The sequence below is a fragment of the Epibacterium ulvae genome (genome assembly GCF_900102795.1).
Classification (GTDB): domain Bacteria; phylum Pseudomonadota; class Alphaproteobacteria; order Rhodobacterales; family Rhodobacteraceae; genus Epibacterium; species Epibacterium ulvae.
In genome coordinates this window covers 84,124-97,306 of the sequence record NZ_FMWG01000004.1, presented here as the reverse complement: position 1 = coordinate 97,306, position 13,183 = coordinate 84,124, and the positions used below count along the sequence as shown (strand labels likewise).

Below are 13,183 nucleotides of genomic sequence, written 5' to 3'. Positions count from 1 at the left end.
AGCGTGTGTTCATCCACCGTTCAGGCCGGGCACCCCAACACCCGACCCAAACGCCGCCGATCAATCTGCGTTTGCGATAATATCGGCGTAACGCTCTTGTGCCGCCGAGGCTGAAATCGTGCTGTCGTTCCAGAACTCCACCATCAGATCTTTGATTTCTGATTGCGTATCAGGTGAAAACGCCTGATCAGACCCCGGCAGGATTGCACCCGAGGCCAGAATTTCCAGCCCCTTTTGCATACAGTCATTTGCCGTCGATAGATCCACATCCCCCCGCACCGGCAAAGATCCTTTCTTCAGGTTAAACGCCACCTGCACCTCAGGAGACAGCAACAACGCCGCCAGCTCTTTTTGCGCGGCCTCAATTGCGGGATCATCCTGTTTTGGGAAATAAAACGCATCACCCCCGGTTGAAATCACCTGATTAACGCCCAGCCCCGGCAGACAGGTGTAATCCACGCCTGCTGTCTTTCCAGCCAAGGCAAATTCACCCTGTGCCCAATCGCCCATGATCTGGCCCCCGGCCTGCCCGGTGATCACCAGATTGGTGGCAAGGTTCCAATCCTGCACATTTGAGTTTGCCGCAAGCGTGCGCGCGGTGGCGGCGGCTTCAAAGACTTCCGTATAGGCTGCCCCCTGAACCGCATCGGCATTTTTGTTCATCACAACATCGGTCCAGACCTCGGGCCCTGCCAACGCTATGGTCATCACATCAAAGGCACCCGCCGTCTGCCAGGGCTGCTGCCCCATCGCCAGCGGCACCTTCCCCGCAGCCTCCAGCGCGGGTGCGGCGGCAATAAATTCATTCCAGTTGCCGGGCACCTCAACACCTGCATCCGCAAAAGCTTTGTGGCTCAACCAGATCCATTGCCAAGAATGGATGTTGACCGGCGCGCAGTAAATGCGGCCATCAACCGTGCAACTGTCCAAAAGGGACGACGGATTTACAATCTCTTTCCACCCTTCAGCCTCGGCCACATCTGTCAGGTCCAGCATCAAACCGGCTTCCACCAGCTCTTCAGCCTGGCGACCATGGTTCAACTGGGTTGCATGCATTGGATCACCACCCAGAATACGGCTGATGATAATCGGACGCGCCGTCCCCCCCGACCCCGCAATCGCACCATCAACCCAGGTGTTGCCTGTGGCATTAAACGCATTGGCAAATTCCACCACCGCTGCCGCCTCTCCGCCTGAGGTCCACCAATGGGTCACCTCCAGCTCTACCGCTGATGAAACAGACGCAACGGTGGTCAACACCGTGGACGCCAAAAATCCCTTCAAAAGAGTTGTCATTTTGTCCTCCCAGACCGGGCATCACCTGACACCCTTTCTCCGATTTTGATTGCGTTACTCCCGCGATCGTCACTTCATGCAATCGATTACATTCTTGGTCTGAGTCAAATAAGCTTGTCAACAACAAAGGTAATCGATTACATCCAAGATCAAATTCAAGGAAAGCTCGTGTCAGAAAAAGCCACTACAGTTCAGGACGTTGCACGCACGGCAGGGGTATCAACTGCAACCGTGTCCCGCGCGCTCTCTACCCCCGACAAGGTCTCTGAACGCACCAGAGAAGTGGTTTTCAAGGCGGTTGAGCAGACCGGATACCGGGTGAATCGCGCCGCACGCAACCTGCGCACCCAGCGATCCAACACAGCGCTTGTGATCCTGCCAGACCTGTCCAATCCCTTCTTTTCTGAAATCCTTGAAGGCATCTCTGACCATCTCAGCGGCACTGGCTATTCCATGCTGGTGGCAGGCATGACCCAGATCCGCGACTCTGGCGAACGCCTGATCGATTACCTCAATGACGGGCGCGCAGATGGCATGATCGTGCTGGATGGCAGCCTGCCACAAGACGCCATTTCCTCTCTCACCGCCCCGACCCATCGTGACAAGATCGTCTTTGCCTGCGAATGGACCAATCAGGCTGATTTTCCCTCGGTGCGCTCACGCAATCGACAAGGGGCGCGCGACGCTATTCGTCATCTTTATGATCTGGGCCATCGAAAAATCGGTCATATCACCGGTCCCGAAGGCAATGTACTAAGCCTTGAACGCCGCGACGGCGCGGTCGCTGAACTCACCGGGCTTGGCATTGCGCCCCGCGCCGAATGGGTGATCCCGGCAGGATTTTCCCTGCCCGACGGCCGCAAAGCTGCCCAAAGGTTCCTCAAGCTAAAAGACCGCCCCACTGCGATTTTCTGCGCCTCAGACATTCAAGCCATCGCCCTGATTTCAGAATTGCAACGTCATGACATCCGCGTGCCAAACGACCTTAGCGTTGTGGGCTTTGATGACATTGAAATGGCTGAATTTGTTACCCCTGCCCTCACCACCATTCGCCAGGACCGCTTTCAATTGGGCTATGCCGCTGCGGTCTTGCTGATGGAGTGCATCTCCAAAGACAGCAGCCGTGATTACGCACAAATTCACCAGATCCCAACCAATCTAGTGCCCCGCGACAGCACCGCCCCCCTGCTGCCCTAACGCTTTGGCTCGGAAAACACCTCTGGCACAGCCCGATAAGCGCAGCCCCAGAACCCCGCACCAAAGAAAACGCCAAACGTCAGCACCAATACATACTGATCCCTTAGAAAATCTATGTACGAACAGGTGATCAGTGCAATCAGCGCTCCTGTCACGGTCGCAACCAGCCACCCACCGTATCCATAAGTAAAAGCCAAAGCCGCCAAAATCGCAGCAGGTCCAATCGCCATGGCGGTTATAACCGCAGATCCGGCCAGAACCATTCCCGCAACAAACCCCAGCATGAACACCGGTTCCGGCAGTATCTGCTCCATGAAACCAAAGACAAAAAGCAAGATAAACCCCAGCGCCAAAGGCAGCAACAAAACGGCAAGCGCACCGAACCAGATCGCCCGCAAAATCAAGGCAAACGGCGGATAAGGTTGGGTGCGCAGGACAGGCAAATGCCGCGGGACGCGCCCTTTTGATCTAATCTCTGCCATATGAACAGGGTCACTCAATACATTGGCTTCAAACTGCTGCAGAACAGCCCGAAACCAGATTAAAGGCAAGGGACTTCCAGATCAGATCGGATTGCGCTCTGCAAATTTTCGGAAAAACGCCAAATAGGCTTTGTCTGGTTCGCGCGGCGCCTCTTTGTCAGCCATCCACTGGCGCCATTCAGACTCCACATGATAGATATCATAGCCCGGAAAACGCAGTTTCGCGGTTTCATAGGTTTCCGTGCGCAACGCCTCTCCGGCCCGATCCAGCCAGGCGGGGCGCGGTTTCAACTTTGGTTGTTCAATCACAGGCTCCACGCGGCCTTCAATCCGCGCCTTGCGCCCCACTTTGGAATATTCCAGCTCTCGGTCCGCAGCCGATTGTCCCGCCGCAGACTTCCGCGTCCACTCCAGCATGACCCCGGCAACCCGCCTACCCTCTTTATAGGGTTTCAGGCTCACCTCATAATCAGACAGTGCATTCACCTCATCCACCGCCGGAGACAAGGCCCGCAAATTCAGATTTGACCAAGTTGTCAGCTTGCCCTTGGGCACACCCATAATGCCACGGATTTCTTCAAGGGTGAATTTCTCATAAGATTTAAACCGCAGATTTCCCCGCTTCTGCACCATCTCATAAAGCGTCAGCGCATATTTTGAAGACAGGGCAAACATCACCTCTTTCTGCAACCGCGCAAATACGGTCGAATTCTTGATGATCCGCCGCAGCGCGCGCGGGATCTCATAATAAAGCATCCCGTCGGGCTGTTCCAATTCGATGTTGCCCCCCAAAAGCTGCACCCGCTCGATGGCCGGTTCGCCATCTTTCAAAACAGAGACTTTCACAATCGCCCGCATCAGCCGTTCAACAGACTCTCCAATGCGGTCGTTGGAATTATGGCTCCCCCGCAAAACCGCTTTGGACACATGATGCACCACAGGTTTGTCGATCTCATCCCATGCGTGTTCAAGCATCAGGTTATAAATCCGCCGATCGTTCAACGTCAGCGGCGTCACCTCGACCAGATCCACCAATTCCCCAGGTTTAATCAGCGAGTCTGCATTTGGCTTTGCATCTAAGCTGCTATAGGGTTTCTTTGTCTCTTCGCCCATCTCAACTGCTTACGCCCAACTCTTACTTTTTGTTTTTTTCAGTGTAAGAAAACTAAAGCACGGGGTCAATCCACGATAAGTGAGTCTGCCAAGACACACCCAATTTGTAAGATTAAGAGGATATCGACTGCACCCAATCTGTAAGATTTGAATCCGTAAAAGACTCAAAATACAGCGAAAAACCCCTGAAATTCAGCACCTTCCCGAATCGTAAGGTTTCCCCACCCGATTTGTAAGAATAAACCACCCAATCCGTAAGATTTAGCACCCAATTTGTAAGCTCAAACCTATTTTATTATTTAAAAGCAATGCATTGAAAGCCACGAACACTTGAACACAAAGAATCAGAACAAGCTTTAAGGGGCAAAATAAGCCAGATTTCAGCGTCTTTATCGCCGCTATCTTGAAAATATAGCCACGACACGGTTGCGATATCGGTCATCTTTTGAAAAAAAGAAAACGTAGCTGAGAGTTTTGCTTTTCAGACAAAATTCCCAAAAAAACGAAAAGTGGTGATACCTCATGGATAGCCCTATCCTCCCCTCTGTCTCATTAGATGAGCTTAATCTCCTCTCAAATCGAGCAACCTCCGTCATTGACCGTCTTCGTGACCAAGTCTTTGCCCCTGATACCCAGAAACAGCTTGATCTCCGCTTTAACGTGCGCACAGCCGCACAGATGGTCGGTCGGTCTGAAACCCTCATCCGGGAAGCTGAGAAAGAAGGCCGCCTCCCTGAACCCGAAAAGGATGAACGCACAGGTCGTCGCAAAGGATACGCTTTGCATGAAATAAACAACATGCGAGAGATCTTTGGCACCCTTCCTCATCGATCTGCAGAAGATGATGCGCTTGTTTTAGCGGTTCAGAATTTCAAAGGCGGCGTCGGGAAATCAACACTGGTCACGCATCTGTCGCAATACCTGGCACTGCAGGGATATCGTGTCTGCGTTATTGATTGTGACAGTCAGGCGTCAACCACATCCATCTTTGGCCTGAACCCCGATATTGACATCGATGAAGACGAAGAAACCCTGTACCCATTTTTCCGCCATGGTGGCCCACAGGATTTGCGCTATGCGCTGCGCGCCACCTACTGGCCTGGCATTGCGATGGTGGCCGCGAACTTAGGTCTGTATGACGCGGAATATGAACTGGCCGGGCGCATGGCCCGTGAATCCGGTTTTGTGCTGGATCGTCTGCGGGATGGGATCAATTCGATCCGTGACCATTTTGATGTGATCCTCCTCGATCCCCCCCCTGCCCTTGGTATGATTTCTTTGTCAGTTCTGCGTGCTGCAGATGCCATTCTGGTGCCAACGCCACCCAATAACGTGGACTTTGGATCAACCGTGCATTTCCTGAAAATGATGAACAGCACGCTGGCCGAGCTGGAAAAAATCGGGGGGGCGCATCAGTATAAATTTATTAAGATCCTTGCGACAAAAATGAATGACAGCAAATCCGCCCATGTGGCGATCAAACGTATGATGGATGCTGTTTTCGCCGGAGACATGCTGCAATCGGTTTTGAAAGACTCCGCTGAAATCGACAATGCAACAGCAAATCTGATGACTGTCTATGAACTCACCGGGGGGGCAACCCGCAGTGAAACCCACAAACGATGCCGCGCCTATCTGGATTCCATTGGCCGCGAAGTCGAAGTTCTGATGCGCAAAACATGGCCCAGTCAACGGGACGCGCTTAGCCAGGAGGGTCTCCTATGACCAAGAAGCATGATGCCATTTTTGACGCGGTGCTCAGCGGGATTGGCACCACAGAACCCAGCGCCAAAAAGGATCGGGGCGCGGGGCGGTTTCTGAAACGCGGCAATGCCATCGGCGACAAGCTGAACGGCGAAGTGGATGAAAAAACCCTGCATTGGGTGGACCCGGCCCGCTGCAAGATGTGGGAGCGCCACAATCGGGACTACGAATTGCTGACGCCTGAAAACTGCGCCGATCTGATCGAAGGCATTCAGCAGCAAAATCGGCAAGAGTTCCCGGCAGTAGTGCGTCGTCTCCAAGGCGAAAAGGATTTCGATTACGAAGTCATCTGCGGCGCGCGACGTCACTTTGCCATCACCTGGCTGCGCGCGAATAATTATCCGCAATTCAAATATCTGATCGAAGTGCGGGATATGTCAGACGAAGAAGCCTTCCGTCTGGCCGATATCGAAAACCGCGACCGCGCGGATATTTCGGACTATGAACGTGCCAAAGACTATGCTGCGGCGGTAAAGCTTTATTATGGGGGCAAACAGAAAACGATGGCGCAGCGGTTGCAGGTTTCTGAGGCTTGGCTGTCGCGCTATTTGTTTCTGGCGAAATTGCCAGACGAAATTGTCGCAGCTTTTCCCAGCTCAAACGACATCAAAGAACTGCATGCTCGCGCTTTGAAACCTTTCCTTGCGCAGCCCAAAGCCCGTGAAGAGATGCTCTCGCGGGCGGATTGGCTGGCCTCGATGCGGGCGGCTGGTGCGACGTCTTATGGTATGCCGTGGAACGATGCAGTAAAAGTGGTTGCAGAGCTCAAGAAAGCGGGGCAGGGACACGCTCCTAAGAAAGCCCCTGCGAAAGAACGCAAACATCGCTACACTGCGCAAGGCACCTCTTTTTCCATGGAGCGTCTGGATAAAGCCCGTGAAATCACGCTGAAATTTGATCGCGATGCGTCGGTTGAAGACCTGCGTCGCCTGATGGAAAAGTTTTTTCTCGATCACAAAGAGGGGTTGTGACAAGAAAAATTGCCAATTGGCAATTTTTTCTCAAGCCGCTGACAAATTGATGAATTTCAAAGTGCGGTGAGCTCTTGCCTGATGTGGTAATTTCGATCAGCGCCGTCTCCAAACCATGGGAGGCGGCGCTTTTTTTGTCTGAGATAAACCGACGTTTATACCAAACACGCGAAAACGGAGCTGGTGCATTCATGGCCTGAGGACAAGACCAGCCGTACTAAGTTTGTTGTATCATGCGCGCGCCGTTGGTTGAGGTACGTGATTTGGATCAGAGCCTTTGACTGTTTGCGATTTGCATGATCGTGCTTGCACGTTTTGATCGTCTTGATCCGATCCGTGCAGAGGGGTCATCAACCCAGTATCGCATCGGCAATGGGTCAAGTTCCGCGGATCGGAATACCCTGTCGAGGCATAGCCAGGGGCCTAGGATATTTGGGCATAAATGTGACCTAACCGAGTAATAGGTCGAACAGTGCGTTTGCGGCGGTACGAGCGTTCAGGTTTTGGGCTCTGGCGATTTTGGTATGGGTCTGTGCATCGCTGCTGCGTTCTAAGTAACGCTATGTGCTGCCAGCCGCTGCCTCAGATCACTCTGCGTTCATGCAGGTATTCTAACAAAGCGCGAGTGTGAGGCGGTACATCGAATGCGGTTTGATCGTGTGTGGATAATTTGAAACATAGGTTCTGCCGGTCGGTTAAGCCTACTAAGGTACTCACATCGGATCTGATTGCAGGTGAGGATCGCTGAGCAGGTCAAAATGGTCGAAACCAGATTGATGCACTGATCTGCTAAGAGCGGCGAACATGGTGCGAGGGAGATACCTTCGAGATGTGCTTTGAGGTGGACTCTTCTGACGCGCTATTTGGTGAAAAAGGCTTGAGGGGTGAGCGCGTTGGCATCTGGAATATCGGCGCCACGCACTATGTTCCGGCGGATATCGCGAAGGCCCTGCGCGACCAGTTTGTCGGGATTTGGTGTCGTCGATATCTAAGGTGATGACGGCGATGCCTGCACAGCGGTTGCGATTTAATTTGCCAAGTGCTGTGCACCGTTCAGAATTGTGGGTGCCTGAAAAAGTGACCTGTACAACGACGTCATCCTTGATGTTGTGACGCTGCAGAATTTCAAGCCTATTGTTTAATCGAACAAAAGCGGTCGCGCGCGTACCGGGCGTCAGCGATCAACATCATCTTTTAATCAACATGCACGTGGTACGCCAAATTGTTCAACTATCTATTTTTTCAAATTCATATATATAACTAGTTGACTGTATAGATAACGGGTCATACCTCTGAGATGAGGAGGTATGTTATGGTTAGAAAGACTCTGGTGCTGGATGAGCGGCTGCCGGCCTATGTGCGCCTTCGGGATACGCTTGCGGCGCAGATCGCCAGAGGCGTCTGGATCGCCGAACATCCTATTCCTTCTGAAGCGGCTCTTGCGCGTGAATTTGGCGTGTCTGTGGGGACCGTCCGCAAAGGCGTTGACGGTTTGGTCCAGGAAGGCGTGTTAGACCGTCGGCAGGGATCAGGCACGTTTGTGCGTGCGCCATCGTTTGATGCGACGTTGTTTCGATTCTTTCAATTGCGCGAAGCCGACGGCGCGCAGCTTTCGATCCCGACAAGCAAGCTTATTCTACGCGGCAAAAGCTCGGCTCCTGCAGAGGCTATTCAGGCGTTGGGGACAGATGATTTGATCAAGATCGTGCGTTTGCGTAGTCTTTCCGATCAGCCTGTTCTGTTTGAAGAGATTTACATCCCGAATGAGATTTTTGACGGCTTCGAACATCTTCCAGAGCCAGAACTTGGGCCACTTTTGTATCCCATTTATTTTGAGCGCTTTGGTGTACGGGTCAAGCGTGCCACCGACGAGCTGTCCTTTGGGCTGGCCTCGGCTGGCGTCGCACAACACTTGCATTTGGCGGAGGGGGACGCGCTTGCGGTGATCAAGCGCACGGCCTTTGACATTGAGGGCAAACCAATCGAGTGGAGGATCGCACGCGGGAGCGCGATGCTGTTTCGTTATCGCAGCGACATCGGTTGAACATTACGTCGAACCCTTGGGGGAGGGGCGATGAATATCAAGACCAAACTGTTGGGCATCAGTGCGGTTGCGATCCGAGCGGCACCAACCTTGGCCGACTGCAAGAGTGCGCGCCTGCGCTGACAGATGTGAAGCTGTGCATCCCCAAAACACAATGGAACATGTTGCCGTGGGAAGAATATCTCTTCCCTTTGGGATATCGGCGTTTTTGTCTTTTGGGAGAGATCGTCACCGTATCAGCGAATTGCGCGGATTCATGAAGCCATATTGCTTTGTCGCTTATATGTGAAAAATAATCGACAATTTGTGAAATATCGTGCTATGAATTTGAAAGGTGGCTGATTTCTATCAGCGTAGATCACGAGTGAGGGCGTGAACTTGGCCGGGATGCTGTTGGGAAAGCGGTGCTAAAGCCTTGAAAAATATATCTAGGTTGGAGGAGAAGCGGATGAATTCAACAAAGAGACTCCTGTGCTGCGGTGCAGCGGCGTTTGCCTTGCACGCGGGCCCGGCATTGGCAGAGCCTGTGACACTGGATGTGACCGCGTGGAAGGGCAACGAGGCAGAGCCTGCAGGCCTGCCTGAGTTGATTCAAAAGTTTGAATCTGAGCACCCTGATATCAAGGTAGAGCTAAGCTACATCGGGCGTTTGGATACTGATACGGTTATTCCGCCCCGTTTGCAGGGGGGCGACGCGCCAGATGTTATGATGACGGATATGCCTCTGGTGAAAATCTGGGGGGGTGCCGGATTGTTGAAGTCTTTGGGGCAGGACAATGATTGGTACGGCCGTATTCCGGCAGATCTCAGTTCTGCGCTGGCATTGGGGGACGCGAATTACATCATGCCGTTGGAGGTGATCGGCATGGGGAATTTTGTGAACATGAGTTTGTTAAATCAGGTTGGTGTTTCTGAGGCCCCGACAACCATTGATGCGCTTAAGACCACCTGTGGCGCATTGGCGGATGCGGGTATTAATCCAATGATCTTTACCGGCGGGTTTTCGGCACCTTTGTTTCTGATTGCCAATGGCATTGAACAATCAGAGGCCGCGCCTGCGGATTTGGGGGTCGGGGATGAAACCTTTGAGGCGAATGCCTCTTTCAACGCGGGCATCGACCTTATTCGCGAGTTGCAAGAGGCGCGTTGCTTTGATCCAGACCAGCAGGCGGGGCTGGACCCTTGGAGTTCTGCGCTGAACGAATTTACCGGTGGCAATTTCGCGATGATGCCGCAGGGGGCGTGGAATATTTCTGCTTTTAGTCAGGTAGAGGGGCTTGATTATGTTTTTGCGCCAATCCCGTCGTCGAAAGATACGGGTGTCGCGCTGGATCTGTTTGCGATTGGCTGGTCGATTGCCGCCCGCAGCACGCTTCAGGAAGAGGCGCAGGTGTTTGTGGATTGGTTTGCAAAGCCAGAAAACCTGCAAGTGATGCTGGACGCAGAGGCTGCTTATTCGCCGTTTGATGATGGCGCCAGCGGTTCGCCAGATCTGGCCGCCCCATATGATGCGGCGCGGGCCAATGGTGGTATCATCAATTACCCTTTTGCTTTGTTGCAGTGGCCAAAATCATTGGAAGGCGAGATCTGGGATAGTCTGACAGGTTTTTTGCTAGATACGTCTAAGTCAAACAAAGACGTTCTGGAGCGTTGGGATTGGGCCGTTGAAGACGCGCGATAAGCGCAGCGAAAGAAAGATCAAAGCCCTTTTGGGGGCTTTGATCCGCGCCAAGGCCTAAGAGGTAAGACTATGACATCCCGCCGGTCGATGTTTCTGTTTACGTTGCCAGCACTGATCGTGCTTGGTTTGTTTTTTGTTTATCCGATTTTGCTGACATTTCAGATGAGCTTTACCAGCTTTGCTGGCGTCGGTGAGGCAGAGCCGGTTGGGCTGAAGAATTATGACCGGATTGTCAGCCGAAGCCGGTACCTGAATGCGCTGTGGATCACGGCCAAGTTCACGATTGTTGTTGTGGTGTTGCAGACGATTGCGGGCCTGTGTTTTGCGGCGTTGTTGCATCGATTGCCTGCGGTGCGTAATTTTGCACGGGCGGCTTTGTTTACTCCGGCGATGATGTCGTTTGTTGTGGTTGGATATGTCTGGCAATTCATCTATTCGCCGTTTTCGGGCGGATTGAATGCCCTGCTGCGTGGGGCGGGGCTGGATTGGTTGGCCAGAGGGTGGCTGGGCGACCCGGATACTGCGCTTTATGCCATTGCGATTGCGCATATCTGGATGTTCACGGGGTATACCACCGCAATTTTTTTGGCCGGATACGCCAATATTCCGTCGGATGTTGACGAGGCGGGCCGGTTGGATGGCGCGTCCAGCTGGCAGCGGTTTCGGTACCTTGAAATACCGCTTTTGGCGCCGTCTTTTACGATCAACATCATGTTGTCGACGATTGGGACGTTAAAGACTTTTGAGCTGCCATTTATCATGACGCGGGGCGGGCCAGATGGGGCGACACGCACGCTGAGCCTGGAGATTATCGAGCAGCTGTTTGGCCGCTATAAATTCGGTTTTGCGTCGGCTTTGTCGATTGTGATGCTGGTGATTGTGATCATGGTGGCTGTGTTTCAGAACTGGTATCTGCGCCGTCGGGAGGACATATAATGCGGGGCTTCAAACTGCGCATGGTTTTGTTGAACGCATTGGTTCTGGTGTTGGTGGCGGCGATGTTGATGCCGCTGCTGTATATGATCACGATGTCTTTTCGGACTGCGACAGAGATTGCGCAGGCCCCGTTAGGGGTGCCAGAGCGGTTTGCCTGGGAAAACTACCTGCGTGCCTTTGGCGGGATGAATTATGTCCGCGCGGTGCTGAATTCGGTGTTCATCACGATTTCGGTCACGGGGTTGACGGCCTTGCTGGGGTCGATGGCGGCCTTCCCGCTGGCGCGAAACACCAGCCGTTTGGCGCGCATATTTGTGTTGTTGGTGGCGTTGGGGCTGGCGACCCCAAACTTTGTGACGATCACACCGATTTATGTGATTTTTCGCGACTTGGGTTTGCTGGACACGTATCTGGGTATCATCCTTGCTTTTAGTGCGCTGAATCTTCCTTTGGCTGTGTTCTTTTATGTCGGCTTTATCGGTGCGATCCCGCAGGATCTGGTAGATGCGGCCAAGCTGGACAATTGTTCGGACTGGCAGGTGTTCTGGTATGTGATCCGCCCCTTGCTGGTGCCGGCAACGGCGACGCTGTCGTTGTTTGTGATGCTGATGGTCTGGAATGATTTTACCTACCCGTTGCTGTTGTTGACCGATAAAGACAAGTTCACCGTGACGATCTCTGTCTATCGCTTTGTGGGGAACACCAACATTCAGCCTGATATGTTGTTTCCAGCCGCGGTGTTGGGATCGCTGCCATTGCTGGTTTTGTTTGTGATCTTTCAGCGCCGCATTGTGGCTGGGGTAACTGCGGGAGCGGTGAAATGAGTGCATCTTTGTGTGGGCGGACAATTGTTGTTACCGGGGCTGGGTCGGGCATTGGTCTGGGTGTTCTAAAGGCAGCACAGGCGGCTGGGGCGACGGTGGTTGGAATTGATTATACTGAGGCAGCTAAAGAGGTGATCGCAGGGCAGGGCGCATGTGCCGTATCGGCGGATGTGCGAGAGCCGGATGCGTTGCGCGCGGCTATTCACGAGGCGCGGGACCGGACCGGGCGGCTGGATGGGGTGGTGAACAATGCGGGTTTGACACTGACAGCCCCGTTTCTGGAGGCGGATGTTGAGATGTGGGATCAGCTTTGGCTGACCAACCAACGGTCTGTTTTGATCGGGTGCCAGACTGCGGCGCAGATTATGGTCAAAGATCAGACGCGTGGCAGTCTGGTCAATATAGCTTCGGTGCATGCGACGGCATCGGATCATACCTATGAGGCCTACGCAGGCACCAAGGGTGCGATCCGTGCAATGGGACAATCGATGGCCTGGAGCCTTGGGCCGCATGGTATTCGGGTGAACACTTTGTCGCCGGGGCTGACCCTGACAGAGGCGGTTGCGAAAGCGGCCAAGGATCCGGCGCTGGATACGCTGTTTCAGTCATGGCACGCAGATGCCACGGTGCCAAAGGTCGAAGAGCTGGCGCAGGTTGCGGTGTTTTTGTTGTCTGATCAATCGGTTGTTTTGAACGGCACTGAAATTGTTGCCGATAAGGGCACCGTCGCACGGCTGTGCAACGTTGGCGGTTAGAGCTGAATTTGCCGCTTTGATCACACCAAGATAATACTTTAGTCTCTTGAAAAACTGTTATGGTTCGAATTTCGTGCAATTTTATTGACTCATTTTAGATTTTGCGGGATGTTCCCTTTA

The 13,183-nt window shown here is 53.2% G+C and carries 11 protein-coding genes; 8 read left to right on the top strand and 3 right to left on the bottom strand.

What is annotated here, in order from left to right:
• Nucleotides 1-60: 60 nt before the first annotated feature.
• Nucleotides 61-1,296, bottom strand: coding sequence for an ABC transporter substrate-binding protein (locus BLP79_RS07525; protein WP_090217800.1), 1,236 nt, complete (start codon nucleotides 1,294-1,296; stop codon nucleotides 61-63).
• Nucleotides 1,297-1,464: 168 nt separating this feature from the next.
• Between BLP79_RS07525 and BLP79_RS07520 the strand changes: the two genes are divergently transcribed.
• Entirely contained in the window at nucleotides 1,465-2,493 is a 1,029-nt protein-coding gene (locus tag BLP79_RS07520; RefSeq protein WP_090217799.1) for a LacI family DNA-binding transcriptional regulator, read from the top strand.
• On the opposite strand, the gene BLP79_RS07515 is transcribed toward BLP79_RS07520, so the two are convergent.
• Together BLP79_RS07515 and BLP79_RS07510 are read right to left on the bottom strand one after the other, a co-directional pair.
• Entirely contained in the window at nucleotides 2,490-3,044 is a 555-nt protein-coding gene (locus tag BLP79_RS07515; RefSeq protein WP_090217798.1) for a hypothetical protein, read from the bottom strand. The genes BLP79_RS07520 and BLP79_RS07515 overlap by 4 nt on opposite strands.
• 12 nt (nucleotides 3,045-3,056) lie before the next feature.
• Nucleotides 3,057-4,088 (bottom strand): replication initiation protein, encoded by a 1,032-nt coding sequence (locus BLP79_RS07510; protein ID WP_090217795.1) that lies wholly within the window; start codon nucleotides 4,086-4,088, stop codon nucleotides 3,057-3,059.
• Nucleotides 4,089-4,610: 522 nt separating this feature from the next.
• Between BLP79_RS07510 and BLP79_RS07505 the strand changes: the two genes are divergently transcribed.
• The 7 genes from BLP79_RS07505 (at nucleotide 4,611) to BLP79_RS07475 (ending at nucleotide 13,063) form a co-directional block, all read left to right on the top strand.
• Complete coding sequence (locus BLP79_RS07505; RefSeq protein WP_090217793.1) at nucleotides 4,611-5,813, top strand: AAA family ATPase; 1,203 nt, start codon at nucleotides 4,611-4,613, stop codon at nucleotides 5,811-5,813.
• Nucleotides 5,810-6,823: a ParB/RepB/Spo0J family partition protein gene (locus BLP79_RS07500; protein WP_090217791.1), complete on the top strand. Its 1,014-nt coding sequence runs from the start codon at nucleotides 5,810-5,812 to the stop codon at nucleotides 6,821-6,823. Before BLP79_RS07505 ends, BLP79_RS07500 begins: the two co-directional genes overlap by 4 nt.
• A 1,312-nt stretch (nucleotides 6,824-8,135) precedes the next feature.
• Nucleotides 8,136-8,867 carry a GntR family transcriptional regulator gene (locus BLP79_RS07495; protein ID WP_090217790.1) on the top strand — a complete coding sequence of 244 codons (732 nt, stop codon included), beginning with the start codon at nucleotides 8,136-8,138 and terminating at the stop codon, nucleotides 8,865-8,867.
• A 448-nt stretch (nucleotides 8,868-9,315) separates the two neighbouring features.
• Complete coding sequence (locus BLP79_RS07490; protein ID WP_090217788.1) at nucleotides 9,316-10,548, top strand: ABC transporter substrate-binding protein; 1,233 nt, start codon at nucleotides 9,316-9,318, stop codon at nucleotides 10,546-10,548.
• Nucleotides 10,549-10,617: 69 nt separating this feature from the next.
• A complete protein-coding gene (locus tag BLP79_RS07485) occupies nucleotides 10,618-11,484 on the top strand; it encodes a carbohydrate ABC transporter permease (protein WP_198511980.1) in 867 nt (288 codons plus the stop codon).
• On the top strand, nucleotides 11,484-12,308 hold the full coding sequence (locus BLP79_RS07480) for a carbohydrate ABC transporter permease (RefSeq protein ID WP_090217786.1): 825 nt from the start codon (nucleotides 11,484-11,486) through the stop codon (nucleotides 12,306-12,308). The genes BLP79_RS07485 and BLP79_RS07480 overlap by 1 nt, the downstream gene beginning before the upstream one ends.
• Nucleotides 12,305-13,063: an SDR family NAD(P)-dependent oxidoreductase gene (locus BLP79_RS07475; protein ID WP_090217784.1), complete on the top strand. Its 759-nt coding sequence runs from the start codon at nucleotides 12,305-12,307 to the stop codon at nucleotides 13,061-13,063. Before BLP79_RS07480 ends, BLP79_RS07475 begins: the two co-directional genes overlap by 4 nt.
• Nucleotides 13,064-13,183 lie beyond the last annotated feature (120 nt).

Bases quoted from the DNA above. Each gene is read 5' to 3' on its own strand.
- BLP79_RS07525 (WP_090217800.1), bottom strand. From the start codon at position 1,296: ATGACAACTCTTTTGAAGGGATTTTTGGCGTCCACGGTGTTGACCACC.
- BLP79_RS07490 (WP_090217788.1), top strand. From the start codon at position 9,316: ATGAATTCAACAAAGAGACTCCTGTGCTGCGGTGCAGCGGCGTTTGCC.
- BLP79_RS07485 (WP_198511980.1), top strand. From the start codon at position 10,618: ATGACATCCCGCCGGTCGATGTTTCTGTTTACGTTGCCAGCACTGATC.
- BLP79_RS07495 (WP_090217790.1), top strand. From the start codon at position 8,136: ATGGTTAGAAAGACTCTGGTGCTGGATGAGCGGCTGCCGGCCTATGTG.
- BLP79_RS07475 (WP_090217784.1), top strand. From the start codon at position 12,305: ATGAGTGCATCTTTGTGTGGGCGGACAATTGTTGTTACCGGGGCTGGG.
- BLP79_RS07500 (WP_090217791.1), top strand. From the start codon at position 5,810: ATGACCAAGAAGCATGATGCCATTTTTGACGCGGTGCTCAGCGGGATT.
- BLP79_RS07510 (WP_090217795.1), bottom strand. From the start codon at position 4,088: ATGGGCGAAGAGACAAAGAAACCCTATAGCAGCTTAGATGCAAAGCCA.
- BLP79_RS07480 (WP_090217786.1), top strand. From the start codon at position 11,484: ATGCGGGGCTTCAAACTGCGCATGGTTTTGTTGAACGCATTGGTTCTG.
- BLP79_RS07505 (WP_090217793.1), top strand. From the start codon at position 4,611: ATGGATAGCCCTATCCTCCCCTCTGTCTCATTAGATGAGCTTAATCTC.